The sequence below is a fragment of the Sneathiella sp. D3-11 genome (assembly GCF_055809395.1).
This window is the reverse complement of sequence record NZ_CM147911.1, coordinates 1,942,789-1,968,258: the sequence shown is the minus strand read 5'-3', so window position 1 is coordinate 1,968,258 and position 25,470 is coordinate 1,942,789. Positions and strand designations below refer to the sequence as shown.

Sequence of the window (25,470 nt, the reverse complement as noted above, 5' to 3'; positions counted from 1 at the left end):
GTCAGGAATTTTCGACCATCTGCGTCGGCACGGCGGCCACAGTCGCAGGGAGGTAGCAGGAAACAGTCGTGCCGATATTTTCCTTGGAAGTGAGCGCAACATACCCGCCATGCAGCTCGACAAAACTTTTCACCAAAGAGAGGCCGAGACCGGCGCCCGCATTCTGCTTCGTGGTATCGCCCTTCGAGAACCGCTCAAAAATACGCTCAATCTGATCCTCGGCGATCCCTTTTCCATTGTCACGAACTGTCATGACATACCCGTCATTCGTTCTATGTGCGCCAAGGACAATCTCGCCCATTGATGGGGTGAACTTGATGGCATTGCTGAACAGGTTAAAAATCACTTGTTTGATGCGCCGTTCATCCACATCGACAAAACCGAGATCCTCTTCGATCTCAGTCTTGATCACCAAGTGCCGTTTCTTTGCGCGATCCTGTACCATGGGAACAACTGTCCGAAGCATTGCCGCAAAATCAACAGGCGCCTTTTCAAGTTCCATCTTGCCCGCCTGAATGTTCGCCATGTCGAGAATGTCGTTAACGAGCAACAACAAATGGTCGGAACTTTCAAGAATACCCTGTCCGTATTCCACCTGCTTCTCATTGAGCGGACCAAAGAATTCCTTCACCAGTATTTCGGCAAATCCGATGATGGTATTGAGCGGGGTGCGCAATTCATGGCTAACGCTTGCCACGAACTCAGATTTCATCCTGTCCGCCGCTTCCAATGCCTCATTACGCTCCTGCAGCGCCCGCTGCGCGCGGAGTTCATGTGTCACATCAACATAGGTGAAAAGGACATTTCCATCCGGCAGAGGCACGCGGTTAAAGTCTATGATGGTGCCATTCGCCCGCTCAATGCGTCCGCTGGCGGCATCACGGCGAGTCACATTGGCAATATATTTTTCCCTCAGATCGTCCGGCCATTTCTGATCTGATCTTTCCATATGGTAGTCAATGATCTGTGAGATATGGCAATCTTCCTGCAAATCCTCGTCTTCAACATCCCAAATTGCGCAGTAAGCGGCGTTATAGAGTTTCAAACGCGCATCTGATCCAAATACAGCCACCCCTTCATAAAGATTGTCAAGCGTCGCGCGCTGAACCGCGATCTGGGTATTGCGCGCCCGCTCTAACACGACCTTGTCGGTCACATCCTCAAACAGGAACAAAAGTCCCCCGAACGGATGTGGCGTGATAATGTTGCGCAATACTGTTTCGTCAGGAAGCTGGACCAGTTCCTCACGCATCTCGATCACATTGGTAAAGAGCGCCCGGCGCTTATCCTTGTAGGATGCGAAATCCGCTTGTTCAGGCAACCGGCGCAATTCCCGCTGTTTATCCAGTACCTCGCTGATGGTTGGCTTGCCATAGAGAAAATCATCGCTTATGCGCCAAAGCTTGGCATAGGTCTGGTTGAAAAATTCGAGCCGTTGATCCGGGCCGTAAATGGCGATGGCGCTAGCCACGTTTTCCAAAACGTCGGCATGGCCCTCGATATGACGTTTAAGTTCCTCGGAAAGTTCTGTCTCTCCGGTGGTATCCATTGCAAAACCCGCCAATTGGTTATCATATTCCAGCGGCGTTTCGACAATCTTGAAACTGAGCCGATCTCCCTCGACTATATAACGGCGGGTCTCGCTCTGTGTCATGCCGGTGACCCGCGCCTTTGTCGCCAGCTTGCGAGCCTGATCCGGATCGCGGCTTGAAGCCAGTTCCGGCACGGCCGTTTCCTCGCCATCGTCAATGCCGGCAATGTCCGAATATTTCCGGTTGCGCCAAATGATCTTGGAGTTCTGGTCGCGACGCCAGATCGGGATAGGTGCCGCATTCAACAGTTCAATAAAGTCATCGCGTTCCTGCCGCGCCGTCGCGAGAGAGGATTTCAGCGATATAATCTCCGACTGCGCCCGCTCCTGCTCCAATGTCAGGGAATCGATTGTCTCTTCATAGCCTTGTTGCTTTTCACTTTCCTGATCGATTTGACCAAGAAGGGCCAGGGCCTTTTTGCGCATGACAAAAAACGCCATCAGCAAGCCGATAACGGCGAGCGTCAACAACCAGACAAGCGTCAACTGTGTTGAGGTAAAATCTTCTATCATCCTTGCCGGTTCAAAGCTTTTGCCTATTTATCTCACCATGATGGTGTCGTTTCTCATGGTGCCACCCCCTACGCTCGGCGACATCTTCCAGAGAATAGAAAAAAATGGCCGGAGGGATAGTCCCGCCAGCCATTTCTCTTTAATCAGGCAATATGTCATCTGCCAAGGTAATTAATACCGATAGTGATCGGGCTTGTACGGACCGGCCTGCGGCACAGCGATATAGTCCGCCTGCTCTTTGCTTAGTTCAGTCAGTTTTACCCCGAGCTTATCGAGATGCAGTCTTGCAACTTTTTCATCCAGATGCTTGGGCAGTACATAAACTTCATTCTTATATGTATCGTGGCGTTCCCACAATTCGATCTGCGCCAACACCTGATTGGTGAAGGATGCGCTCATCACAAAGCTGGGATGACCGGTGGCGCAACCGAGATTGACCAGGCGGCCTTCGGCCAACACGATCAGACGCTTGCCATCCGGGAATTCAACCTCATCGACCTGCGGCTTCACATTGTGCCAAGCGTAGTTACGCAACGCACCTATCTGAATTTCACTGTCAAAATGGCCGATGTTACAGACAATCGCGCGGTCCTTCATGTCCCGCATGTGATCGAGGGTAATAACATCGATATTGCCGGTGGTGGTGACAAAAATATCGCCAAATTTTGCCGCTTCATCAAGGGTAACGACTTCATAGCCTTCCATTGCCGCCTGCAGCGCGCAGATCGGATCGATTTCCGTAACCAGAACGCGGGCGCCCTGACTGCGAAGAGAGGCAGAAGAGCCCTTGCCAACGTCGCCATATCCACAGACGACGGCAACCTTGCCCGCCACCATAACGTCGGTTGCCCGCTTGATACCATCAACGAGGCTTTCGCGGCAGCCATAAAGATTGTCGAATTTCGATTTCGTCACCGAGTCATTGACGTTAATCGCCGGAACTTTCAACGTTCCGACTTTCGCCATTTCATAAAGACGGTGAACGCCGGTTGTGGTTTCCTCTGACAGACCCAGAACGTCTTTCATCAGTTCCGGATAATCATCATGCATAACCTGCGTAAGATCGCCGCCATCATCAAGGATGAGGTTCGGATGCCAGCCGTCGGGTCCTTCGATCGTCTGGACAATGCACCAGAGCGCCTCTTCCTCGGTTTCGCCCTTCCAGGCAAAGACAGGAATTCCCGCCGCCGCCATTGCGGCAGCTGCCTGATCCTGTGTCGAGAAGATATTACAGGAAGACCAGCGAACTTCCGCGCCCAGCGCCGTCAGTGTTTCAATCAGGACAGCTGTCTGGATTGTCATATGCAGGCAACCGGCAATACGCGCGCCTTTGAGTGGCTTCTTGTCACCAAATTCTTCGCGCAGCGCCATCAGGCCCGGCATTTCCGTTTCCGCAATGTTTATTTCCTTGCGGCCCCAGTCGGCCAGCGACAAATCCGCGACCTTGAAATCTTCAAATTTCGTCATGTCCTGCTCTTTCGCATAAAATTCTACAATATGGCATACCCGCAGATGGACGGGAGCCGACCTCGATTGCCGTCTGTATAGCAATCCCGTCGCACCAAATCAACACATATAAAGAAATATTTATATCGTTATAACGACAATTCTTGTCGGTTTTTCACTCCTCGCCGAACTTGTCTGTAACGAGTTCCGTCAGAGCCTCCATCGCAGCGTCGGCTTCAGGGCCAGTGACTTCTACAGAAATTGTTGTGCCATTTGAAGCCGCCAGCATCATCAGACCCATGATCGAGCTGCCGGAGACTTCGTTCTCTCCTTTTACGACATTGATATCGGCATCAAATTTTTCCGCGCATTTCACGAATTTCGCCGCTGCGCGCGCATGCAAACCGCGGGCATTACCGATCATCAGGTCGCGCTTCATCCTCGCGCGTCTTTCGTAACAGCATCCAGGAATTCAATCATATCAGGATTTGTCGGCCAGCAAGTGAGAGGCAACATTGATATATTTCCGACCAGATTCCTGTGCGGCGGCGACCGCATTGGCCATATTGTCTTCCCCACGCACACTCGCCAGCTTGATCAGCATCGGCAGGTTGATGCCGGCAATAACCTCGACATTCGCCTTTTCCATGACTGAAATGGCAAGATTGGACGGCGTCCCACCGAACATATCCGTCAGGATAATCACCCCGGCACCGCTTTCTACTTCGGCCACGGCGGCAAGAATATCCTGACGCCGTTGTTCCATATCATCATCCGGCCCAATCGATATGGCGCGCACTTGGGTTTGTGGACCCACGACATGTTCCGTCGCATTGACGAATTCCTCCGCCAAGCGTCCGTGGGTCACCAATACCATTCCGATCATATTGCTCTCATCCCTTTTTGAAATGGCACGTCTTGTCCTATCTGCTTGTTATCCCGGCACTCGCCAGATCGCGATGCACCAAATTAGCAAAATAACCGGAATTTACCATCAGGTCATGAATTTTTTCCGCCACACAAACAGAGCGGTGACGCCCGCCTGTGCAGCCGAATGCGATGGTGAGGTAAGATTTCCCCTCCTCGATATAGCGCGGCATTAACAGAAGAAGGAGCTTTGCCACCTGATCCATAAAATCTGCATAGGCCGGGTCGTCCGCGATGAAGTCCGCAACTTCCTGATCCTGGCCCGTCATCGGCCGCATATGGTTATCATAAAAAGGGTTCTGCAGGAAGCGAACGTCGAACATCAGGTCCGCTTCACGCGGGATACCATTGACGTAGGAAAAGGACATCACTGTTATCGACAGGCGCGAGGCGCGCTGCAAACTGAAATGACCTGTCAGGATGCGTTTAAGTTCAGGCTGAGACAGGCTTGTGCTATCGATCCTGAGATCCGCCGCGCTTTTAAGCCCGCCCAGCCGGTCTTTTTCCTGCCGAATCCCGTCGCCCACAGGCCGGTCCTTGGCCAGTGGATGGCGGCGACGAGTCTCGGTGAAGCGCCGTTGCAGCACCGCCTCGTCACAATCCATGAATAAAAGCCGGACTGGGTCATGTCCCTTTGCCCGCAGAGCAGCGATCACTTCCAGCACTAGATCCGTTGAGAATCCGCGGGTCCGAAAATCGATACCGATTGCGAGATTGGCGCCCACCCCGTCGCCTGCCTCATCCACCATCGCCGTCAGAAGGGAGAGCGGAATATTGTCCGCAACTTCCCACCCCATATCCTCAAACTGACGTAGCGCCGTGCTCTTGCCCGCGCCGGACAGGCCGGAGACGATAACTACCTGATTTCGAGGTCGATCCTCCGGATCCATCTTATTCATACCCTGTGAGCAATGGATTTTGACGGAGCGCGAGACGAACAATCGCAGGCGCCGACGCCATAAATGGGTCCAGCGCCCGTCGCGGAATCTCTATTCCGTCAAAAACGGTGACGTCAGCTGCTGGTGCCCGTTCAATCTGATTATAGGGCATCAGATCAAAGACAAGCGCAAGCGGAATATCGCAGACCACAGGCAGGGGCAACAACCCCAACCCCCGCACTTCTATCTTGCCACCAATTTCCGGAGGTGCTTTCAAATAAATCGCGCCATTTCGAATATGAATCTCAGTATAGTCATCGGATATAAGAGTGCCCCCGCCATCAACAAGGCGAAGAGCAAGATCGGATTTACCGGACCCGGACTTACCCCGCAACAGGACGCCCTTCCCCTCAATCTCAACAGAACTGGCGTGACAGCTGATCATGGCTTCGACCCTATGCCAGATTTTCCTATTTTGGCAACTTTATTAGGAACATAGCGCCCAGTATATTGCCGGCCTCATCCGTACGGTTCTGCGCGGTGATCGTCCCGCCATGGGCGTCGACAACCAATCTGGAAATACTCAGGCCAAGGCCGGAATGACGGCCAAACCCTTCCGCTTTCGGCCGCTCCGTATAAAAGCGGCTGAAAATTGCGTCGAGCTTGTTCTCCGGTATGCCCGGGCCTTCATCTTCGACGCTGAGGATAACAAATTTCTCGTCCTCCTTCAGGCGGACCAATACCTGGCCATCTTCCGGTGAGAAAGAAACCGCATTATCAATCAGGTTCCGAAGCACTTGACCCAGCCGGCCCGGCAAGCCCGTAACCTTGACGGCATCCTTTGTGCGCTTGAAGTCAAAGGATATGGCTGTAAACATTTGCGTCGTACGATAGCCATCAAGAACCCCTTCGACCAGTTTGATCAGGTCGACGGGCTCACCTTCCGCGCGAGAAAGTTCCGCATCCAGCCGACTGGCGGCTGAAATGTCAGTGATCAAGCGATCGAGCCTTTTTACATCACTGGCGATAACGGCGCGAAGTTTTTCGCGGATTTTCTCGTCTTTCACCCGCTCGAACGCTTGCACCGCCGTGCCCAGGGAGGTGAGCGGATTTTTCAGCTCATGAGATACATCGGCGGCGAAGGCCTCAATCGCGTCGAGCCGGTCATACAGCGCCGTAGTCATCGACCGCAAGGAAACGGAGAGATCGCCGATCTCGTCTTTTCTTTCCGAGAAGTCGGGGATGACCATACGTCGGCCAATCCCGCGGCGCACCTTGTCCGCCGCTTCCGCCAGCATATGTATCGGCGCCGCAATCGTGCGCGCAAGGAAGAGAGAGAGGAGCAGCGTGATCACCAATGTCACGGCAAAGACAATCAACGTCGTGACCTGCGCCGAGCGAACAGATTCATCGATACTGTTGCCGCTTTCCGTGAGCAACAACCCGCCCAGAATATGCTTGAACCCCTGCACCGGAACGGACACGGAGAGGACAAGCTCCCCATTATATGTCTGGCGGGTCATGCGCCCGTTGTCGCCATTGATGGCGGTGCCTATTTCCTGAAAATCCGCCCCGCTCGGGATCGGGTTGGTTGGGAAGAGCGGATAGTCGTATTTCGCGGGGAACAGCTTTTCCCAGCCATCATAGAGTTCCTCAAAAAAAAGGCGGACAGGGCTTTTTACTTCTGGCGGAGGCAATTCCTCAGACACAATATTGCGTCCGGCGGAGATCAGGCGGCGACTGTCGGCAATCAACACCCCTTCCCGGTCAAACAGTAGTCCCGGTGTATTAGTCACAATAGAAAGACGCCGGAGAACGCGCTTTATCGGGAGAGAATCAAGCGTCAGATACTGGACCTGCCCGTCAAGAGAGACTTCCTGCAGCGCCGCCTCGCCGAGGGCGCCGGCGATCATCCGGCCATTCGTGGTCAGCGCCTGGAACCGTGCCTCGATCAGGCCATCACGGAACTGGTCAAGATACAGAACACCGCCTGCCAGAAAAACAACGGAGAAAAGATTGATCGCCATGATCCGGCGACCAAGGGAGGAAAAGGGGCCGCGCCTTACCTTTTTCTCCCGTTTCTCCGGTTTTTTCTCGTCAAGAACTGAGTCTCCGCCATGGAGCTTGGGATCCACATTCATTCCGTCTGAACCGTTCCGGTACTATTTTTCCTTGAACCGATATCCGACGCCATAGAGGGTTTCAATGGCGGAAAAGTCGGGGTCCGTTGCCTTGATCTTCTTGCGCAGCCGCTTGATATGACTGTCAATTGTACGATCATCCACATATATATTGTCATCATAGGCCGCATCCATCAGCTGATCGCGGCTTTTGACATGACCCGGGCGCAGCGCCAGCGCATGCAGAAGCATAAATTCAGTCACGGTGAGGGTCACTTCCCGGCCATCCCAGAAACAAGCATGGCGGATGCTGTCGAGTTTCAGCTTGCCCCGCATCATGATATCTTCTTCGCCTTCGCTCTCATTTTCCTTCACGGAGCCATGGCGCCTGAGGACGGTGCGGATACGCTCCACCAGCAGGCGTTGCGAAAAGGGTTTGCGGACATAATCATCGGCGCCCATCTTGAGGCCGAGGAATTCGTCTATCTCGTCATCCTTGGAGGTCAGGAATATCACCGGCAGGCTGCTGGTGCGGCGCAACCGGTTCAAAAGTTCCATACCGTCCATACGCGGCATCTTGATATCCAGGACCGCAAGATCGGGCGGGCTGTCGGCAAAGCCTTTCAGCGCCTCCTCCCCGTCTGAATATTTATCCACCTCAAATCCTTCACTTTCCAGCAGGATCGAAACGGTGGTCAAGATATTTTGATCGTCATCGACCAAGGCTACTTTCGTGGCCATGTCAGTCTCCAGATTCATGTCATCACCTTATTGTATGATCTGTCGCATCTAATTGCCATCTACATTTAGTCAAAATAAGGCAACAGAATGTCCAATCTGAATTTACCGCCCGAAAGATCACCAAAAGCGCCGAAATTTGAGTTTTTAAGAAGGATTCTCAATTTTTCTTTTACTTTTTTGCGAATTTTTCGCAAAACAAGCTCATGTCAGATTCATCCCCTACCAATACGCGCACAAAGACAGTTCGTCGTCTCCTTCGCCGGGCGTCTACCGCTTCCCTCGCGACCTCAATGGCGTCTGATGATCAACCTTATGCCTCTCTGGTCCTCATGGCGACCGATCCGACAGGACAACCGCTTCTCCTGCTTTCTGATCTTGCGGTACATAGCAAAAATATTGCCAAGAACCCGCACATATCTCTGCTGATTACGGAAGAGGCGGGTAATCGTGATCCACTTACCTTGTCCCGCGCCTCGATGGAGGGTGTTCTTGACATCATTGAGGACGACGGACTGAAGGCCCGCTATCTCCGCCGCTTCCCCTCTGCACACGATTTCGCTGACTTCCCGGATTTCAAGCTTTACCGAATGAAAGTCTCCCGCGCCCATCTGGTCGCCGGGTTCGGCGATATTCACTGGCTCGACGGCGAGAAATTCCTGATCGATCCGGGCTTTCTCGCGTCTGACGACGCCGAAGCAGATATCATCGACCATATGAACACGGATCATTCAGACGCTGTGCAGGAGCTGGTGGCCGCCACAAAAGGCACTGCCGCCGAAGGCTGGGAAATATCCGGCATCGATGTGGAGGGAATGGATCTACGTCAGGGCTGGCAATATGAACGGATTCTTTTCCCGTCGCCCGTCGTGAGCGCAGAGGACGCCCGCAGGGGAATTATCAAGCTTTTACAAAACGCAAGAAATTAACAGAAAATTCAGCGATTCTGTTTTAAGCGGAATAAATTCAAGGGAAAAAAGAAACAGGCGCAAAAATTGATGACCATTAAGTTGCTTTTTTGGTGATACTTGTATTGCGCGCCTTATACATGCGCCCTATTCTGAAATGAAATGCCCGGAACAGGGCAACTCTGAAAAGACAGCACTGGAGAAAGATTGTGGAGCAAATTGGACCCCGTAAGAGTAGTTATGGGCTGGAAAAGAACGGCCTTGGCAACCTGGGCAAGGCATATTGGAATTTATCAACGCCGGCTTTGTACCGCGAATCCCTCCTGCGCGGAGAAGCCTCGCTTGCTGCTGGTGGCCCGATTGTCGCCCTGACCGGCCAGCATACGGGTCGTTCTGCGAATGACAAATTCATCGTGAAAGAGCCCGGCAGCGAAAAGAACATCTGGTGGGGCGCCGTCAACAAGCCGATTGAGGCCGACAAATTCTCCGCTCTGCACGGAAAAATGTGCGATTATCTTTCCGGCAAAGAAGTGTTCGTGCAGGATTGTTATGCCGGTGCTGACGTCAATAATCGACTGCGGGTCCGGATTATTACCGAATGTGCCTGGCACAATCTGTTTGCCCGCAACATGTTTATCCAGCCTGCGCCGAATGAACTTGATAATTTCGAACCTGACTTCACCATATTGCAGGTCCCTTCTTTCGAAGCTGACCCTGCTGTTGACGGTACGCGCTCCGAAGTATTCGTTCTCCCCAATTTTGCCGAGAAACTGGTGATTATCGGCGGTACGTCTTATGCCGGTGAAATCAAGAAGTCGGTATTCTCCATTCTCAACTATCTCCTGCCGGAAAAAAATATCCTGCCGATGCATTGCTCCGTCAATGTCAGCGAGGAAGGTAACCCCAGTGTCTTTTTCGGGCTGTCCGGCACCGGCAAGACCACTCTTTCCGCTGACGCCAGTAAAATGCTGATCGGTGATGACGAGCATGGTTGGTCGGATGATGGCGTTTTCAACTTCGAAGGCGGTTGCTACGCCAAGGTGATTAATCTCTCCAAGGAGGCTGAGCCAGAAATTTACGAGACTACTCGCCGCTTCGGCACAGTTCTCGAAAATGTGGTGATGGACCCGGACACAGGGGAACTTGACCTCGATGATAACAGCCTGACCGAAAACACCCGGGCCTCCTACCCGATCGAGTTTATCCCGAATGCGTCCGAAACGGGCGTTGCGGGCTTTCCGACCAACGTAGTGATGTTGACCGCAGATGCCTTCGGTGTTCTGCCTCCTATTTCCAAAATGACCCCGGAACAGGCGATGTATCATTTCCTCTCCGGTTACACCGCGAAGCTTGCTGGTACAGAAAAAGGCCTCGGCAACGAACCGCAGGCGACCTTCTCCACCTGCTTCGGTGCGCCTTTCATGCCGCGCCACCCGGCCGTATATGCAAAGCTGCTCGGTGAGAAAATCGCCAAGCACGGCGTCAACTGCTGGCTGGTCAACACCGGCTGGACCGGCGGTGAGTACGGCACCGGCCACCGCATGCCGATTGGCCATACGCGCGCACTCGTCAATGCCGCACTTGATGGCACATTGGCAAATGTCGAAACTGTAAAAGATCCGTTCTTCGGTCTCGCCATGCCAACCTCCTGCGCCGGCGTTCCATCGGACATTCTGAACCCGCGCAATACCTGGGCGGACAAGGATGCGTATGACGCGAAGGCGAAAGATCTGGTGACCCGGTTTATCAATAATTTTGAGCAGTTCACAGACTATGTTGAGGATGATGTGCTGCAATCCGCACCAAAAATTGCGTAAAGATCCGCCTTAACAGGAATAAATATCACCGGCCGGGATCAGAGTGTTCCGGCCGGTTTTTTGTTGCCGTCACCAAACTGGCAAATGTTGCATTGACCTTCGTCCCCGGATATTATCCCAACCCCGAGCTTTTGATCCTGACGAGACTATCTTCGTAAGACCAAAGTATACAAAACAATACGACCAGAATTCTTTCTGCTGGCCAAATGGCTCGCTATCGACCACAAAACAGGCTGACCCCGGACCTGTTCCAACAATAAAAAGGATTTTCGAACATGTGGGCGATATCGCTTTCCGTGCTGCCGATCTTCTTGTTGTTGGTGCTGGGAAATTTATTGAGACGGAACGGCTTTCCGGGCGGTGATTTCTGGCACAATGCAGACCGGGTCGTCTATTGGGTCCTGTTCCCGGCCCTGCTTTTCTATAACACCACTACCGCGCCCTTCAGCAACGACCTCGTCGGCAGCTATTCCCTTGCCCTTCTGGGCGGACTTGCGGTAACGGGACTGTTGTCCCTGCTGATTGTCCGGATACTTAAGATTGACCCTCGCATCGGCGGGTCCGTCTTTCAGGGTGCGGCGCGGCATAACACCTTTATCGCCTTCGCAGTTGCCGACTATCTCTACGGAGCGGAGGGGCTTCTTCTTGCTGCTGTCGCCACGGCTGTCCTTGTGCCTGTCACCAATTTATTTTGCGTTTCTGTTCTCGTCGGCTATCAGGGGCGGTCGAACACCCAATCGCTCAAGCGGCGGCTGATAGGGGAAATTGCCCGAAACCCCTTGATTATGGCCATTGCCGTCGGTGCCTTCCTTAATTTTTCCGGGATCGGGCCCCTGCCCGTCATTAACAATTTCGCCGGGCTGCTCTCCAAGGCTGCCCTGCCCTTCGCACTTCTTTGCGTCGGTGCTGGTCTTAAAATTAAGTCCATCCATACCGGCGCGCCCTATGTCCTGATCGCAACAGTGTTGAAACTGGTTCTTTTCCCTCTTGTGATCGCGGGGGCGGCTATCGCCACAGGGTTGGAGGGTGTTGCCGCCATGATCCTGATCATCTACGGAACCATCCCGACGGCGAGTTCCGGCTATGCGCTTGCCAAACTCCTGGGGGCGGACGCCGAGGTGATGGCGGGGATTATCACCGTGCAGACCATGATTTCCATGATCACCCTGCCGCTCTCCCTTACCCTCGCCGCCGCCTATTTCATGTGACGATGGCGGGATAAGTCTGTGATTGTCGGAGTTTCACCGCAAAGAGGGCAAGCAGGATCGCGAGGAACTTTAATTTTGCGAAATTCGGCCGCAAGTGCATCGTAGAGAAGCAACCGGCCCGAGAGTCCCTCCCCGATATCGAGCAGTTCCTTTACCACTTCGACCGCCTGGAGCGTGCCGACCACACCGGCAAGCGCGCCCAGGACCCCTGCCTCGCCGCAGGTCTGCGCCACATCGGGCGGTGGCGGCGCAGGAAACAAGCAACGATAGCAAGGATTCGACCCTTCTTCATAGGGTTTGAAGGTGGTGATTTGCCCATCAAACTGCAAAATTGCTCCCGAAACGAGGGGTTTTTGTGCTAAATAGCAAGCATCATTAAGTAGAAAACGAATCTCAAAATTATCAGTGCCGTCGGCCACAAGATCATAGCCCGTGATAATCTCCTCGATATTGTCCACGGTCAGACGCTCATGATATTGGATTACGTCAATATCCGGGTTGATCTTCGCGACCGCCTCAGCCGCACTTTTCACCTTCGCCGAGCCAATATCGGCGGTACCATGGGCGATTTGCCGCTGCAAATTGGAAAGATCCACCGCATCATCATCGATAATACCGAGGGTGCCGACCCCGGCTGCGGCAAGATAGAGAGCCAAGGGAGAGCCCAGCCCCCCTGCCCCGACAAGCAGGACTTTTGAGCGCAGCAGTTTCTGTTGGCCCGCGCCACCAATTTCCCGCAGGATGATATGGCGAGCATAACGGTCAAGCTGGTCGTCGCTGAGCACCATGACGTCAGAGACCGTCAAACAGAGCGGTTGTGAGATATCTCTCGGCAAAGGACGGAATGATAACGACGATTGTTTTACCGTCCATGTCGGGCCGATCCGCTATCTCCAGCGCCGCTGCCACTGCCGCACCGGAGGAAATACCGACAGGAATCCCCTCAAGCCGGGCCACTTCACGAGCCGTCTCGAACGCTGTTTCATTGCCGATGGTCAGCACTTCGTCAATCAGGCTCTCATCAAGGTTTTTTGGTGAAAAGCCCGCGCCGATGCCCTGAATCTTGTGCGGACCCGGTTGGCCACCGGAAAGAACGGGGCTGTCTTCGGGCTCCACCGCGACAATACGGATATCAGGGTTTTTCGCTTTCAAAACAGTGCCCACGCCGGTCAGGGTGCCGCCAGTGCCGACACCCATTACCACCACATCGACCTTGCCGCCTGTATCCGCGAGTATTTCCTTCGCCGTAGTTGCCTTGTGAACCACAGGATTGGCCGGGTTTTCGAACTGCTGCGGGATGACCGCATCCCCGATTTCGGCCTTCATTTCCTCCGCACGGGCGATGGCGCCATTCATCCCCTTTGCCGCGTCGGTCAGCTCAAGATTGGCACCGAGGAGTTTCAGCATCTTGCGCCGCTCCATCGACATGCTTTCCGGCATCACCAGTGTCAGATGATATCCCTTCGCCGCGCAAACGAAGGCAAGGCCGATGCCGGTATTTCCCGATGTCGGCTCGATAATCGCCGTATTTTCACGGATCAGGCCTGCCTCTTCCATAGATTCAATCATCGCAGCAGCAATGCGATCTTTGACGGACGCCAATGGATTAAAAAATTCAAGCTTGAGCAGGATATCGACCTTACTACGGCAATCTTTTGCAATCCGTCGGGCCCGAACGAGCGGGGTCGATCCGATCGTATCAACTATAGACTCATAGACCTTACCGCGCGGTGCATCATTTTTCATTCTTCAACCTATTATTTTTTATCCTATATTTCGAAATACGATCCGGCGGTCGGTGCCTCAACCTCACCCTTCTCCACGGCCCTCTGACAGAGATCTTCAAGCGTGACGCTGTCCAGCTCCGACAACAGGCAGGCCTGCGCCTCATTCCAAAGCGGCCCGACCACATTTTGCCCGATTTCGGAAGTGAAAATCTGCGCATCCTCTTCCGCTTCGGCCGCACTGATTACCCGGATAACATCACCCGCCGTGATCCGCCGCCGCTCTCGCGCAAGACGATAGCCGCCACGCGGGCCCCGCACCCCTTTCAGGATGCCGCCATGGACAAGCTGTTGCATGACCTGCTCTAGATAACGAAGCGGAATGCCCTGTCGCTTGGTGATTTCCTTCGATTGCACCGGATCGGGACGCGCATTAAACGCGATGTCGACCACCGCTTCCAGCGCATAGAGCATTTTCTTTGGCAGATGTAACATCGCTTAACCCACCTCCTCGACTTCGGCAACGCCTGTGGAGCCGAACCCGCCTTCGCCGCGTGCCGTCTCATCAAGTGTTTCAACCTCTCGCCAGCCGGCCTGTATCACAGGTACGATCACCATCTGTGCAATCCGGTCGCCGCGCTCAATAACAAAGGTTTCCTTGCCCGCATTCATCAGGATAATGCCAACTTCCCCACGATAGTCCGCGTCAATGGTGCCGGGGCTATTGGGTAGGGTGATCCCTTTCTTCAGCGCTAGACCGGAGCGAGGGCGGACTTGTGCCTCATACCCGCGCGGCAGGGCCATTTTAAAGCCCGTCGGTACCAAAGCGCGTCCGCCATGAGGAATTTCCATTGCCGTTTCCACTGCCGCGCGAACATCCATGCCCGCGCTATCCTCAGTTTCATAGGACGGTAGCGGCAGGCTTTCGCCATGGGGCAGGCGAGTGATAGAAATAGTTACGTCGGTCATGCATCAACCTCTTGAAAAAATTTGGCAATTCTGGCCGCCAATGTGCGTGCCACGGATTCCTTGCTTTGCTTTGGCCAGTCCTCGACCGAACTGCTCGTCAACAAGAACACCTGGTTTTCATCGCCGCCGAAGGTACCGGTATCGGTCCCAACGTCATTGGCAATAATCCAGTCGCAGCCCTTTTTGGCGAGCTTCGCCTTGCCATTTTCGATAATTGTTTCCGTCTCTGCGGCGAAACCAACCACCAGCGCGGGCCGACCGGATTGACGCGCGCTGACAGTCGCCAGAATATCCGGGTTTTCGGCCAGCGACAGACTGGGCAGCACGCCGGCGCGTTTCTTGATTTTCTGGTTCGCCTCCGTCTCGACGCGCCAGTCAGCGACAGCGGCGGCAAAAATGGCGCCATCGACGGGAAGGGCACTCTCACAGGCGGTGAGCATGTCTTTCGCGGATTCGACAGATTTACGCGTCACCCCGCGTGGGGCGTCCAACCGGGTCGGGCCGGAGACAAGGGTCACTTCCGCCCCCAAATCGGCAAGCGCACCGGCAATGGCGTAACCCTGCTTGCCGGAAGAACGGTTCGCGATATAACGCACCGGATCGATCGGCTCGTGAGTTGGGCCCGCCGTCACAAGCATTTTTCGCCCCCGGAGGGGCTTTTCGGCGCTATTTTGAAAAAAATCGGTGACCGCGCCGCATATTGCCTCAGGTTCCGCCATTCGGCCCGGACCATATTCACCGCAGGCCATATCGCCCTCATCCGGGCCAATGGTCATTATCCCGTCATTTTTTAGGGTGGCAAGATTACGTTTCGTCGCCGGATGGTCCCACATGCGGACATTCATCGCAGGTGCAATCAACACCGGCTTATCCGTTGCGAGCAGGGCAGTTGTCGCTAGGTCGGTCGCTTGACCTGTCGCCATTTTTGCCATCAAATCTGCCGTTGCCGGGGCAACAACCAGCAGGTCAGCACTGCGCGAAAGCTGGATATGGCCCATCTCAGCCTCTTCAGTGAGGGAGAAGAGCTCATCATAGACTTTCTCGCCCGTAAGGGAGGCAACGGAGAGAGGGGTTACAAACTCTTTTGCCGCCTTGGTCAGGATCGCACGGGTGCGAATGCCCTGCTTCGAGAGCAGCCGAATAAGCTCCAGCGATTTATAAGCGGCGATACCGCCGCCAATGATTAGCAGAACTGATTTATTCATCAAAATTGCGCCCGAATCCACCCATGTTCAATATTTTACTGATCTTTTATGTAAAATATAAATATTCCCCCGGCGTCTCGCAAGTCATTTCTTGCGTGTGCCAGGAATTAGACGGGAATTGCCGGTAGATCAGATCGCAAACGTCAGGAGATAGACTGCAAGGGCACCAAGAAATACACCGCCCACGAGATAACCAGCGCGATAACGGCGCTCAGTTACCGCATTATCGGCTTCGGTTTCCTGCTGCAACGCCCTTTCGCGCGCCTCCATCTCAATGAGCAAATCATCGGCCTTGGTAACGATTGCCGGAATTTTACGAAGAAGCGCGATGCCGTCCTTCACCACATTGGCGGCCTGTGCCTCTACGCCCATATTTTCCCGCATCCAATGCTCAACAGTAGGGGAAGCGGATTCCCAGAAATTAATTTCCGTATTCAGGCTCTGGGCCACACCCTCGGCAGTGACCATTGTCTTCTGCAGCAAGAGAAGCTGCGGCTGGGTTTCCATCTCGAAGGTTTCTGTGATCTGGAAAAGCTGCACCAGCAGCCGCGCAATGGAGATTTCATTGACCGGCCGGCCGAGAATGGGCTCCCCGATAGACCGGCAGGCCTGAGCGAAATTGGCCAGCGACTTGTGCTTTGGCACATAGCCTGCCTCGAAATGGATTTCCGCCGCCCGCAGATAGTTGCGTGTCAGGAAGGCATGCAGCATTTCCGCCATAAACAGCCGGGTCTCGCGGCTCATACGGCCCATAATGCCGAAATCAACAGCGACCAACCGCCCGTCATCTGTCACGAACAGGTTACCATGATGCATATCCGCATGGAAAAAACCATCGCGAAGCACCTGATGCAGGAAAACACGAATGACATTATCTGCAAGCGCATTAAGGTCATGCCCGGCAGCGATCAGTTCGTCTTTTTTGAAATACTGATCCCGACGATACGGCTCTGGGTCATCACCCGCTGGGCGGTACGCTGCCAGTCAATCTCGGGCACATCGAATTCCGGGTCTTCGGCGAAATTCTCCGCCATTTCGGAGGCCGCCGCCGCTTCCAGCCGTAAATCCATCTCCAGTTCGACGGAATCGGCCATAATGTCAACGATCTTGGTCAATCGTAGGCGGCGCATATTCGGCTGATACCGCTCCACCAACTCAGCCAACCAATAAAAAAGACGTAAATCCCGCTCGAACGCATCCTCGATATTGGGGCGCAGGATCTTAACTGCCACATCACGAAGAACCTCTTCGGTCGCCGTGGAGTCTTCTTCCGTCGGGGCAGGGACCGTCTCGCGCACCTTTGCGAAATGCACCTGCGCGATGGAAGCGGCGGCGACAGGCTCAGGGTTAAACTCCGCGAATAATACGTCAAGCGGCGTCTGAAGTTCGTATTCTATGGTTTCACGCGCTTTCTCGAATGAGAAGGGCGGCAAACGATCCCGCAGATTAGCGAGATCCATAACCATGTCTTCGCCGATAAGGTCCGCCCGCACGGACAGAGCCTGACCCAGCTTGATAAAGCTTGGACCGAGCTCCTGCAACGCACCCGCGAGCCGCTCCCCATCCCGCAGACCCTTGTTGCGCTTTGCACCGACGGCAAATAGCGGCATGATCTTGCGGAGCAACACAAGATAAATCGGCAGACGTTCAAAATTATCGAGGAAAAAGAGGGCGTCATGGCGCGCCAGCGTCCGGGCAACGAAGAGTAACCGCAGGGAATTATTGATAATCCGGATCACTGAATGTCGCTCCTAAAGCCGCCAGCCAGAGTGCAATGCCGCGATACCACCGGAAAGGCGGCGATATTTGACCTGACCGAAGCCCGCCTCCCTCAGCATATCGGCGAAACGATCAGCATCCGGAAACTGTCGGATACTTTCCACCAGATATTGGTATGACGGTTTGTCCTTCGCCACAATGCCGCCGATCTCTGGCAACAACTTGAAAGAATAGAAATCGTAAAATTCCTTGAGGACCGGCGCCTCCACCTTGCTGAACTCCAGACAGAGAAACCGCCCACCCGGTTTCAGCACGCGATACGCCTCCCGGAGTGCTTTCGGGATATCCGTCACATTGCGAATACCGAAGGCAATCGTATAGGCATCGACCGATTTATCAGGAAGGGGGAGGGACTGCGCATCACCATTCGTCCAGTCGAGCCCCTTGAGACGCCCCTGATCGATGGCACGGTCCTGCCCAACGCTCAGCATCGCGTGATTGATGTCCAGCACCGTGACCCGACCATCACCCTCCACCGCGTCAAGAAAGCGAAAGGCGATATCGCCAGTGCCGCCCGCCACGTCCAGAAGATGCTGCCCTTTCCGCGGCATCAGCCAGTCAATCATCGCCGATTTCCATAAGCGATGAACCCCGCCGCTCATCAGGTCATTCATCAGGTCGTAATTCCCGGCAACGCTGTCAAAAACGCCGCGCACAAGCCCGGCCTTGTCGTCCGCCGGGACCTCACGAAACCCGAAATGGGTGCTGTCCGATGAATTGTCCGAAACTGCCATCGCACTTTCCGTTTGCTGGATGAGTTGATCGCCTTGTTTGGTCGAAATAAGAGCATAGCGCAAGGCATAAAATAAGGCTACTGTCCCGCCATGCCCGAATTACCCGAAGTCGAAACCGTCTGCCGCGGCCTGGAGCAGGCCCTGATTGGCGATCAGTTCACCTCCGTCACGCTGCGGCGTGCAAACCTGCGCTTCCCCTTTGCCGACGGCTTTGCAAAGACGCTTACGGGCCGGAAGATCGAAGCGATCCGTCGCCGCGCCAAATATATCCTGATGACACTGGAGGGCGGGGAGGTGATGATCGGACACCTTGGCATGTCGGGCAGCTTTCGTATTGAGCTAGAACCTGACCCTGCCAGCCCCTTCGACAAGCATGATCATGTGATTTTCGAAACCGAGCGAGGGCTTCGCGTGCGCTATCACGATCCGCGCCGGTTCGGCTTTATGCTGCTAACAAAAACGGACATGCTGGACACACATCCGCAACTCGCCGGCATCGGGCCGGAACCGCTTGGCAATGAATTCAGCGGTCCGGTGCTGGCCGAACGGCTTAAGGGACGCAAGACACCGATAAAGATTGCGCTGCTTGACCAAAGGGTCGTGGCCGGGGTCGGCAATATATATGCCTGCGAAGCGCTCCACCGGAGCGGGATATCGCCCACGCGCCAAGCCATGAACGTCAAAGGCCAGCGCGCGGACAAACTTGCCGCCGCCATTCGCGCCGTGCTGGAGGAAGCGATTCAATCCGGCGGATCGACTTTACGCAATTACAGCCATACGGACGGGGAGCTTGGCTATTTCCAGCATCGATTCCTCGCCTATGACAAGGAAGGCACTCCCTGCCCGACCGAGGAATGCAGTGGCACCATCAACAGAATCACGCAATCCGGCCGCTCCACATTCTATTGCCCGAAATGTCAGCGCTAGGCTGGACAAAGAATTTTCCATGAAGATAATGGGCGCCAATTACGCAACGCAACAAAAACAGGAAATTCCCATGGCCTACAATAATATTGTCACCGATACAAAAGGCGCCGTCGGCATCATCCGCCTTGACCGGCCGAAAGCGCTCAACGCCCTTTGCGCCGAGCTGTTCGAAGAACTGGCCGACGCCCTTGATAAGTTCGAGGCCGATGAGAATATCGGCGCCGTCGTCCTCACCGGTTCGGATAAGGCGTTCGCCGCAGGTGCGGATATTCTCGAAATGCAGCCCAAAACTTATATGGATGTCTATAAGAGCGACTTCCTGAGCCAGAATTCCGAGCGCCTGTCCACCTTCCGCAAACCCGTGATCGCAGCGGTGGCAGGCTACGCTCTTGGCGGCGGATGTGAACTGGCGATGATGTGCGATTTTATCCTCGCCGCCGACAATGCGCAATTCGGCCAACCCGAAATCAAGCTCGGAACCATTCCCGGTCTTGGCGGCACCCAGCGTTTGACCCGTGCCGTCGGCAAGGCGAAGGCCATGGAAATGTGTCTGACCGGCCGGATGATGGGCGCGGAAGAAGCAGAAAGCTCTGGGCTGGTCAGCCGCATTGTTCCGCTCAACGATCTGATGGATGAGGCGATCAAGGTCGCCGGTGAAATCGCTGATCTCTCGCAGCCCATCGTCATGATGTGCAAGGAAAGCGTCAACAAGGCCTATGAGACGACACTGCGCGAAGGAATCATGTTCGAACGGCGGCTCTTCCATTCAACATTTTCAACAGAAGACCAGAAAGAGGGAATGTCTGCCTTCGCCGAAAAACGCACCCCTGAGTTCAAGAACCGCTAAATCAAGGTGCTTTTCTCCCGGATTTCACGGCGACAACCTCAATATGGGCGGAATTTTACGAATTCCCGCCCATTATCCCCATTCTTCTGTTGACGCCGTATTTCCCGCTGGTTATAACCCGGCTTCCGAATTTCGAAGCTAAAAGACAGGATTGTCATGGCGCATCATAAATCTGCATTGAAACGCATCCGACAGACAGACGTCCGGACCGAACGTAACCGGGCCCGCCGCAGCCGCATCCGCACCTATGTGAAAAAGGTCGAGCTGGCTGTTACGGAAGGGGATCAGGCGAAAGCCAACGAGGCGCTGCGCGCCGCCCAGTCTGAACTTACTCGCGGTGTCGTTAAGGGTGTGTATAAAAAGAACACAGCCTCCCGCAAGATTTCACGTCTGAACGCGAAAGTAAAAGCGCTCTCCGCTTAAGACGAGAATCATCCAAGAATCAAGCCGCGGTCCGGAAATGGATCGCGGCTTTTTTTATGCGTCATTGCGCTTTATAGGCGTGCCACTGATTACGATTTCGCGCGGGTTTTTACCAGTTAACCTCGCTGCTGTGGAACCGTTAACAACATCTTGTAGGTCAAGAATTTGTTCAGTCAATTTGCAAAATAAATATCGAATTTCATGCCAGCCATCCCTTGCGTAGGGGGTGTGGATAAGTTTAGTCTTGCCGATCTTATAAGAGCACTCCCAATCCTTAAATCACATAGATTGTCGAAGTGAGAAAGGGGCTAAATGCCACTTGGGAAGTGCTGTATCTAGTTGCGTGTTAGTTGTAAAGTTCTGCGTTGCGTACCAGTTTGAAAGCGGCTCCTTAGGGGGAACCGCCGGGAAGTCTTTTTAGCTGATGTCCGGACATCTTCGGGCAGTCTTCAGCACAATGGAACGAAGGAAATTTGTGGATGACTAATGGGGGAACACCCGGCACCAACGCAACTTATGCCGGTGACAAGACAGTTCAGGAAACGTGGGAAATACTGGCAAGCGACCCGAATGCGGTCCTGATAGATGTCAGAACAACGGCAGAATGGGCCTATGTAGGGTTACCTGATCTTTCATCCGTTGGCAAAACGGTTCAGCCTGTCTCCTGGGTTATGTTTCCCGATATGGCGAAGAACATGAACTTCATTGACGAGATTTCTGCGATTCAGCCGAACAAGGACGCCCCCATGATTTTTCTCTGCCGTTCGGGCGTTCGCTCTATCGCGGCCGCTGAAGCCGCGACACATGCCGGGTATACTCAGGCGTATAACGTCTTGGAGGGATTCGAAGGGGGACCGGACCAAAGCGGCCATCGGGGGACTGTTGGCGGCTGGAAGGTTGCCGGACTCGACTGGAAACAGAGCTGATGACAGCGCAGACGGAATTTGAGGCTTCTGGAATGACAAGAAATACGCAGTGGGAACAGATTAGAGGAAAGCTTCGCAGCGAATATGGCGAAGCGACCTTTAACTCATGGCTGAAGAATATCGAATTGGAAAAAATTGACGGCAGCAAGGCGTCGATGACGCTGCCAACGCGCTTTTTACGCGACTGGGTCCTTAACAACTATGCCAACCGGATCCGCCAACTATGGAACACGGAAGATAATTCAATCACCACCGTCGATATCCGGGTCAAACCGCTAGACAAGAAAAACACCTCCTCCCACAAGCCAACCTTTGGTCTTGCCGATATGAGCGAGCCGTTCAAAGGGAAAAAGCCGCTTTATGCGGAGACGACCAGCCCGGACCCATCCCTGATGGCGCCTTTGGATCCGCGCTTCACTTTTGAGAATTTCGTTGTCGGCAAATCAAACGAGTTGGCCCACGCCGCCGCCCGCCGTGTGGCGGAGGCAAAAGATTCTGTGCCGTTCAATCCGCTCTATCTCTATGGCGGGGTCGGACTTGGTAAAACCCATTTAATGCACGCCATCGGTCACGGCATTGCCGCGAACAGCCCGGAGAAGAAAGTTCTCTATCTTTCTGCGGAAAAATTCATGTATCGCTTTATCCGGGCGCTGCGTTTCAAGGACACGATGAACTTCAAGGATCAATTCCGCTCCGTTGATGTGCTGATGATTGACGATGTGCAGTTCATCTCCGGGAAAGACAGCACGCAGGAAGAGTTTTTCCATACTTTCAACGCGCTGGTCGATCAGAACCATCAAATTATCATTTCCGGCGACCGATCACCCACTGACCTTGAGGAAATGGAGGAACGGATGCGTTCCCGACTCGGCTGGGGACTGGTGGCTGATATTCATCCAACTGATTATGAGCTCCGCCTTGGCATTCTGCAATCGAAGGTCGAGCAGGGGAAAATTGATATCGATCCGCGTATCCTGGAATTCCTCGCCCACCGCATCACATCGAATGTGCGGGAGCTGGAAGGCGCGCTCAATCGCGTGCTCGCCTATTCCGACCTTGTTGGGCGCGCTGTGACACTGGAAAGCACACAGGAAGTGCTACGTGATCTCCTGCGCGCCAACGATCGGCGGATCACGATCGAGGAAATCCAGAAGAAAGTGGCGGAACATTTCAACATCCGCATGTCGGATATGCATTCCGCCCGCCGCGCCCGCGCCGTCGCCCGACCGCGTCAGGTGGCGATGTATCTTGCCAAGCATCTGACCTCTCGTTCCTTACCGGAAATCGGCCGGAAATTCGGCGGCCGTGATCATACGACCGTAATGCATGCTCTGAAGAAAATCGACGAGTTGCGACAGGAGGATATCGCCCTGTCGGAAGATATCGATCTGTTAATGCGAATGCTTGAATAAAAGCGGGTGAGAGCACTTATCTCGCTTTAATGCGATAGGCGCAGCGCCGTGCCCCCGAGAGAATATGATCTGTTCGCTCGACTGTTGCGTCTCCACCAAAGGCTTTTTGGAAAATCTCAAGCTCCGAGCGGCAAAGCCCTTGGCAGAGGGCTGCCGCCGCGCAGATCGGGCAGTGATTTTCTATAAGTATGTATTCCCCATCATCTATCCCTTGCCAGTCCGCCATATAGCCTTCTCCATTTCGAAACGCCGCAAGGGCGGCAACCTTTCCTTCAAGGCTCACCTCTTTATCCAGTTTTTGGCAATATTTTGTGATCGTTTCCGCTTCCCGATGCTGGATCAGCTTTTCAAGGCCCGCCGTACCGAAGAGTGCCTCCGTCGATTTCAACAGCTCCACCGACAGATCGGAATGACGGTCGGGAAAACGGGCATGACCTTTTTCTGTCAGATGCCAATAGCGGCGGGGACGACCGCGCCCTTTGGCCCTATCCTCAAAGGAGATTAAACCCTCTCGCGCCGCCTTGGCGAGATCCTGCTGCGCGCCCGGCTTCGTTATGTCAAGAATTACGCCGATATCGCCGGCGGTCAGATCCCCGCGGCTCTTCAAAAGATATAAAATTTGATCTTGAGGTGTTTTTTTCATTGCCAGAATAATATATAAAGTTTTTACTTAATAAAATAGAAAAATGAACAACGTGAGCTGCTCGACATGACCCAGGCGGAAAATACAGACACAGTTCGCTGGCGAGAAGTCCTGAACCGTCAATATGGCCTTGCCATGGCCCTCGTAAGCCTTGGCATTTGGCTTCATGCTGCCGACAGCCTGTTGGTCGCCACCATGGTGCCACAGATCGTCGCCGAGATTGGCGGGGCGGAGTTGATCTCCTGGACGGTTGCACTGTATGGCATCGGTTCCATCGTTGCCGGGGCAGCCAGTGGCCTGATGGCCCTGCAATACGGTTTGCGCGGGCCGATGACGCTGGCGGCGCTTCTTTTCGCGCTTGGTTGCGCCATAAGTGCACTCGCGCCTCAAATGTGGGTGGTCTTGGTCGGTCGTTTGTTTCAAGGCTTGGGCGGTGGCGGGCTTATGGCCATGGCCTTTGTTGCTGTCAGCATATTGTTTCCCCGCCGATTGACGGCCCGCGCTCTCGGCGCGATCAGCACATTATGGGGAGTCTCTGCCTTTATCGGGCCGCTTGTAGGCGGGCTCTTTGTCGAATATGGCACCTGGCAGGGCGGGTTCTGGTTTTTTGCCGTGCAGGCCCTTCTCATGGCGGTGTGGATACAATTTACGCTGCGCAAGAACAAAAAGCCCGCAACAGAGGAAACCATTATCCGCTTTCCCCTTTGGCGGCTTTTCTGGCTGTCTCTCGGTGTGTTCCTGATTGCCTATGGCGGAATCGAGGTTTCCGTGCTTCAGACCAGCCTCTTCGTCGCCCTCGGTGTCATTGCGCTAATGATCTTCCTTTTTCTCGATGGCAAGAAAGCGTCCAATCGCTTGATGCCTTACAAGCCGCTTAACCTAGTTACGCCGCTTGGGGCCGCACTGATCCTCGTCCTGTCCTTCTCCACGACGACGATTGCCATAACCGTCTATGGCCCCTATCTAATCACCGAGCTTCATCATGAGCCTCCCATCGTCGGCGGTTATGTCATGGCCTGTATGTCCATTGGCTGGTCGGTTGTCGCCTTCCTGGCGTCGGGGTTTGCAGAGAAATACGATACCCGGCTGATCGTCATCGGTATGCTGATCATTACCGCCAGCCTTCCGGGCTATGCCTATAGCCTGCCCTATGGCCCGGTCTGGCTGATTGCTGTCTTCGCGGCAATGCAGGGCGGAGGGTTCGGGATGGCCTGGACGTTTATCCTCCGCCGTGCCATCCGCGTCGCGCCGACGGACGAACATGAACGGGTTGCCAGCGCCATTCCGACGCTTCAGAGGTTGGGTTTCGCCCTCGGGGCGGCCTATGCCGGTATTCTTGCCAACGCCGCAGGCCTGACAGAACAGGCGGACAGTTCCGTCATGATTGTGGTTGCCTGGTTGCTCCCGCTGGCCAGCCTCCCCGCGGCAGCAATTGGCCTTGTGGCAACCTATCAGTTCACCCGGCGGCGGCGGAACCATGCAACCTCCTGATATTACAGGTAATTTCGAACTGCTTTTCGCCCCGGCGGATGGGGCGAAAAGCCTAGGTTTCCAGGGCTCTCTCTGCTATAGTGGCGGCTGTTCTCCCATATCGGCTTGAAATTCGATTCAAGGTTATGAATCAAATTCTTAAGGTCGAACGGAATTGCTGGTCCCGGGGAGAATTATATTGATGTAACCGGCCTTTATCGGGCATAATGACAGCCCTTTTTGAGTAACCTATTTGAAGCCTGAT

The 25,470-nt window shown here is 54.2% G+C and carries 26 protein-coding genes; 9 read left to right on the top strand and 17 right to left on the bottom strand.

All coding sequences use genetic code 11. The annotated features are described in order from the left end of the window. Position 1 precedes the first annotated feature (1 nt). From AC0L73_RS10105 to AC0L73_RS10070, 8 genes are all read right to left on the bottom strand, one after another. Positions 2-2,104: a sensor histidine kinase gene (locus AC0L73_RS10105; protein ID WP_473653673.1), complete on the bottom strand. Its 2,103-nt coding sequence runs from the start codon at positions 2,102-2,104 to the stop codon at positions 2-4. A 171-nt stretch (positions 2,105-2,275) separates the two neighbouring features. After that, positions 2,276-3,571 carry an adenosylhomocysteinase gene (gene ahcY / locus AC0L73_RS10100; protein WP_227948347.1) on the bottom strand — a complete coding sequence of 432 codons (1,296 nt, stop codon included), beginning with the start codon at positions 3,569-3,571 and terminating at the stop codon, positions 2,276-2,278. 154 nt (positions 3,572-3,725) lie between these two features. Continuing rightward, positions 3,726-3,989: an HPr family phosphocarrier protein gene (locus tag AC0L73_RS10095; RefSeq protein ID WP_227948348.1), complete on the bottom strand. Its 264-nt coding sequence runs from the start codon at positions 3,987-3,989 to the stop codon at positions 3,726-3,728. Positions 3,990-4,031: 42 nt separating this feature from the next. Next, positions 4,032-4,436 carry a PTS sugar transporter subunit IIA gene (locus AC0L73_RS10090; RefSeq protein WP_207042374.1) on the bottom strand — a complete coding sequence of 135 codons (405 nt, stop codon included), beginning with the start codon at positions 4,434-4,436 and terminating at the stop codon, positions 4,032-4,034. A 37-nt stretch (positions 4,437-4,473) separates the two neighbouring features. After that, positions 4,474-5,367 carry an RNase adapter RapZ gene (rapZ, locus tag AC0L73_RS10085; protein ID WP_227948349.1) on the bottom strand — a complete coding sequence of 298 codons (894 nt, stop codon included), beginning with the start codon at positions 5,365-5,367 and terminating at the stop codon, positions 4,474-4,476. A gap of 1 nt (position 5,368) precedes the next feature. Then, positions 5,369-5,800: an HPr kinase/phosphorylase gene (locus AC0L73_RS10080; RefSeq protein WP_227948350.1), complete on the bottom strand. Its 432-nt coding sequence runs from the start codon at positions 5,798-5,800 to the stop codon at positions 5,369-5,371. A 25-nt stretch (positions 5,801-5,825) separates the two neighbouring features. Next, entirely contained in the window at positions 5,826-7,496 is a 1,671-nt protein-coding gene (locus tag AC0L73_RS10075) for a stimulus-sensing domain-containing protein (RefSeq protein ID WP_227948351.1), read from the bottom strand. 21 nt (positions 7,497-7,517) lie between these two features. Further along, a complete protein-coding gene (locus AC0L73_RS10070; protein ID WP_227948863.1) occupies positions 7,518-8,216 on the bottom strand; it encodes a response regulator transcription factor in 699 nt (232 codons plus the stop codon). Positions 8,217-8,419: 203 nt separating this feature from the next. Between AC0L73_RS10070 and AC0L73_RS10065 the strand changes: the two genes are divergently transcribed. The 3 genes from AC0L73_RS10065 to AC0L73_RS10055 all read left to right on the top strand — a co-directional run bounded on the left by AC0L73_RS10065 (position 8,420) and on the right by AC0L73_RS10055 (position 12,146). Further along, positions 8,420-9,142 carry a HugZ family pyridoxamine 5'-phosphate oxidase gene (locus tag AC0L73_RS10065; protein ID WP_473653672.1) on the top strand — a complete coding sequence of 241 codons (723 nt, stop codon included), beginning with the start codon at positions 8,420-8,422 and terminating at the stop codon, positions 9,140-9,142. Between the two features lie 188 nt (positions 9,143-9,330). Further along, positions 9,331-10,938, top strand: a complete 1,608-nt coding sequence (locus tag AC0L73_RS10060) for a phosphoenolpyruvate carboxykinase (RefSeq protein ID WP_227948353.1) — start codon at positions 9,331-9,333, stop codon at positions 10,936-10,938. Between the two features lie 275 nt (positions 10,939-11,213). Continuing rightward, complete coding sequence (locus AC0L73_RS10055; RefSeq protein ID WP_227948354.1) at positions 11,214-12,146, top strand: AEC family transporter; 933 nt, start codon at positions 11,214-11,216, stop codon at positions 12,144-12,146. Here the strand turns inward: AC0L73_RS10055 and AC0L73_RS10050 are convergent. The 8 genes from AC0L73_RS10050 to ubiE all read right to left on the bottom strand — a co-directional run bounded on the left by AC0L73_RS10050 (position 12,134) and on the right by ubiE (position 18,557). Beyond that, a complete protein-coding gene (locus AC0L73_RS10050; protein WP_473653671.1) occupies positions 12,134-12,934 on the bottom strand; it encodes a HesA/MoeB/ThiF family protein in 801 nt (266 codons plus the stop codon). The genes AC0L73_RS10055 and AC0L73_RS10050 overlap by 13 nt on opposite strands. Before the next feature lie 4 nt (positions 12,935-12,938). Further along, positions 12,939-13,892: a cysteine synthase A gene (gene cysK / locus AC0L73_RS10045; protein WP_473653670.1), complete on the bottom strand. Its 954-nt coding sequence runs from the start codon at positions 13,890-13,892 to the stop codon at positions 12,939-12,941. A gap of 23 nt (positions 13,893-13,915) precedes the next feature. Further along, on the bottom strand, positions 13,916-14,365 hold the full coding sequence (locus tag AC0L73_RS10040) for an RrF2 family transcriptional regulator (RefSeq protein WP_227948357.1): 450 nt from the start codon (positions 14,363-14,365) through the stop codon (positions 13,916-13,918). 3 nt (positions 14,366-14,368) lie between these two features. After that, positions 14,369-14,839, bottom strand: a complete 471-nt coding sequence (dut, locus tag AC0L73_RS10035) for a dUTP diphosphatase (RefSeq protein WP_473653669.1) — start codon at positions 14,837-14,839, stop codon at positions 14,369-14,371. Beyond that, positions 14,836-16,050 (bottom strand): bifunctional phosphopantothenoylcysteine decarboxylase/phosphopantothenate--cysteine ligase CoaBC, encoded by a 1,215-nt coding sequence (coaBC, locus tag AC0L73_RS10030; RefSeq protein WP_473655440.1) that lies wholly within the window; start codon positions 16,048-16,050, stop codon positions 14,836-14,838. The genes dut and coaBC overlap by 4 nt, the downstream gene beginning before the upstream one ends. 123 nt (positions 16,051-16,173) lie before the next feature. Next, a complete protein-coding gene (locus AC0L73_RS10025) occupies positions 16,174-16,953 on the bottom strand; it encodes an AarF/UbiB family protein (RefSeq protein WP_473655439.1) in 780 nt (259 codons plus the stop codon). Beyond that, positions 16,953-17,783, bottom strand: coding sequence for an ABC1 kinase family protein (locus AC0L73_RS10020; RefSeq protein ID WP_473653668.1), 831 nt, complete (start codon positions 17,781-17,783; stop codon positions 16,953-16,955). Before AC0L73_RS10020 ends, AC0L73_RS10025 begins: the two co-directional genes overlap by 1 nt. Positions 17,784-17,795: 12 nt before the next feature. Next, complete coding sequence (gene ubiE, locus AC0L73_RS10015; RefSeq protein ID WP_227948361.1) at positions 17,796-18,557, bottom strand: bifunctional demethylmenaquinone methyltransferase/2-methoxy-6-polyprenyl-1,4-benzoquinol methylase UbiE; 762 nt, start codon at positions 18,555-18,557, stop codon at positions 17,796-17,798. Between the two features lie 90 nt (positions 18,558-18,647). Here ubiE and mutM point away from each other — a divergent pair, with 90 nt between their 5' ends. From mutM to dnaA, 5 genes are all read left to right on the top strand, one after another. Further along, positions 18,648-19,484 carry a bifunctional DNA-formamidopyrimidine glycosylase/DNA-(apurinic or apyrimidinic site) lyase gene (mutM, locus tag AC0L73_RS10010; RefSeq protein ID WP_473653667.1) on the top strand — a complete coding sequence of 279 codons (837 nt, stop codon included), beginning with the start codon at positions 18,648-18,650 and terminating at the stop codon, positions 19,482-19,484. Between the two features lie 70 nt (positions 19,485-19,554). Continuing rightward, a complete protein-coding gene (locus tag AC0L73_RS10005; RefSeq protein WP_227948363.1) occupies positions 19,555-20,331 on the top strand; it encodes an enoyl-CoA hydratase in 777 nt (258 codons plus the stop codon). A gap of 156 nt (positions 20,332-20,487) precedes the next feature. Beyond that, a complete protein-coding gene (gene rpsT, locus AC0L73_RS10000) occupies positions 20,488-20,754 on the top strand; it encodes a 30S ribosomal protein S20 (protein WP_207042404.1) in 267 nt (88 codons plus the stop codon). 479 nt (positions 20,755-21,233) lie between these two features. Beyond that, on the top strand, positions 21,234-21,680 hold the full coding sequence (locus tag AC0L73_RS09995) for a rhodanese-like domain-containing protein (protein ID WP_227948364.1): 447 nt from the start codon (positions 21,234-21,236) through the stop codon (positions 21,678-21,680). Beyond that, on the top strand, positions 21,680-23,092 hold the full coding sequence (gene dnaA, locus AC0L73_RS09990) for a chromosomal replication initiator protein DnaA (protein WP_227948365.1): 1,413 nt from the start codon (positions 21,680-21,682) through the stop codon (positions 23,090-23,092). Before AC0L73_RS09995 ends, dnaA begins: the two co-directional genes overlap by 1 nt. A gap of 16 nt (positions 23,093-23,108) precedes the next feature. Here the strand turns inward: dnaA and AC0L73_RS09985 are convergent, their stop codons facing one another. Then, entirely contained in the window at positions 23,109-23,735 is a 627-nt protein-coding gene (locus tag AC0L73_RS09985; RefSeq protein WP_473653666.1) for a helix-turn-helix transcriptional regulator, read from the bottom strand. A 66-nt stretch (positions 23,736-23,801) separates the two neighbouring features. Here AC0L73_RS09985 and AC0L73_RS09980 point away from each other — a divergent pair, with 66 nt between their 5' ends. Next, complete coding sequence (locus tag AC0L73_RS09980) at positions 23,802-25,226, top strand: MFS transporter (protein WP_473653665.1); 1,425 nt, start codon at positions 23,802-23,804, stop codon at positions 25,224-25,226. Positions 25,227-25,470 lie beyond the last annotated feature (244 nt).

What these genes read in the sequence shown, in the direction of transcription:
- dut (WP_473653669.1), bottom strand. Translation starts at nt 14,839, where the DNA reads ATGACCGACGTAACTATTTCTATCACTCGCCTGCCCCATGGCGAAAGC.
- ahcY (WP_227948347.1), bottom strand. Translation starts at nt 3,571, where the DNA reads ATGACGAAATTTGAAGATTTCAAGGTCGCGGATTTGTCGCTGGCCGAC.
- AC0L73_RS10070 (WP_227948863.1), bottom strand. Translation starts at nt 8,216, where the DNA reads ATGGCCACGAAAGTAGCCTTGGTCGATGACGATCAAAATATCTTGACC.
- cysK (WP_473653670.1), bottom strand. Translation starts at nt 13,892, where the DNA reads ATGAAAAATGATGCACCGCGCGGTAAGGTCTATGAGTCTATAGTTGAT.
- AC0L73_RS10090 (WP_207042374.1), bottom strand. Translation starts at nt 4,436, where the DNA reads ATGATCGGAATGGTATTGGTGACCCACGGACGCTTGGCGGAGGAATTC.
- AC0L73_RS10040 (WP_227948357.1), bottom strand. Translation starts at nt 14,365, where the DNA reads ATGTTACATCTGCCAAAGAAAATGCTCTATGCGCTGGAAGCGGTGGTC.
- AC0L73_RS09995 (WP_227948364.1), top strand. Translation starts at nt 21,234, where the DNA reads ATGACTAATGGGGGAACACCCGGCACCAACGCAACTTATGCCGGTGAC.
- AC0L73_RS09980 (WP_473653665.1), top strand. Translation starts at nt 23,802, where the DNA reads ATGACCCAGGCGGAAAATACAGACACAGTTCGCTGGCGAGAAGTCCTG.
- AC0L73_RS10105 (WP_473653673.1), bottom strand. Translation starts at nt 2,104, where the DNA reads ATGATAGAAGATTTTACCTCAACACAGTTGACGCTTGTCTGGTTGTTG.
- AC0L73_RS10050 (WP_473653671.1), bottom strand. Translation starts at nt 12,934, where the DNA reads ATGGTGCTCAGCGACGACCAGCTTGACCGTTATGCTCGCCATATCATC.
- rapZ (WP_227948349.1), bottom strand. Translation starts at nt 5,367, where the DNA reads ATGGATCCGGAGGATCGACCTCGAAATCAGGTAGTTATCGTCTCCGGC.
- AC0L73_RS09985 (WP_473653666.1), bottom strand. Translation starts at nt 23,735, where the DNA reads ATGAAAAAAACACCTCAAGATCAAATTTTATATCTTTTGAAGAGCCGC.
- AC0L73_RS10075 (WP_227948351.1), bottom strand. Translation starts at nt 7,496, where the DNA reads ATGAATGTGGATCCCAAGCTCCATGGCGGAGACTCAGTTCTTGACGAG.
- mutM (WP_473653667.1), top strand. Translation starts at nt 18,648, where the DNA reads ATGCCCGAATTACCCGAAGTCGAAACCGTCTGCCGCGGCCTGGAGCAG.
- AC0L73_RS10095 (WP_227948348.1), bottom strand. Translation starts at nt 3,989, where the DNA reads ATGAAGCGCGACCTGATGATCGGTAATGCCCGCGGTTTGCATGCGCGC.
- AC0L73_RS10055 (WP_227948354.1), top strand. Translation starts at nt 11,214, where the DNA reads ATGTGGGCGATATCGCTTTCCGTGCTGCCGATCTTCTTGTTGTTGGTG.
- AC0L73_RS10065 (WP_473653672.1), top strand. Translation starts at nt 8,420, where the DNA reads ATGTCAGATTCATCCCCTACCAATACGCGCACAAAGACAGTTCGTCGT.
- AC0L73_RS10005 (WP_227948363.1), top strand. Translation starts at nt 19,555, where the DNA reads ATGGCCTACAATAATATTGTCACCGATACAAAAGGCGCCGTCGGCATC.
- rpsT (WP_207042404.1), top strand. Translation starts at nt 20,488, where the DNA reads ATGGCGCATCATAAATCTGCATTGAAACGCATCCGACAGACAGACGTC.
- AC0L73_RS10080 (WP_227948350.1), bottom strand. Translation starts at nt 5,800, where the DNA reads ATGATCAGCTGTCACGCCAGTTCTGTTGAGATTGAGGGGAAGGGCGTC.
- ubiE (WP_227948361.1), bottom strand. Translation starts at nt 18,557, where the DNA reads ATGGCAGTTTCGGACAATTCATCGGACAGCACCCATTTCGGGTTTCGT.
- dnaA (WP_227948365.1), top strand. Translation starts at nt 21,680, where the DNA reads ATGACAGCGCAGACGGAATTTGAGGCTTCTGGAATGACAAGAAATACG.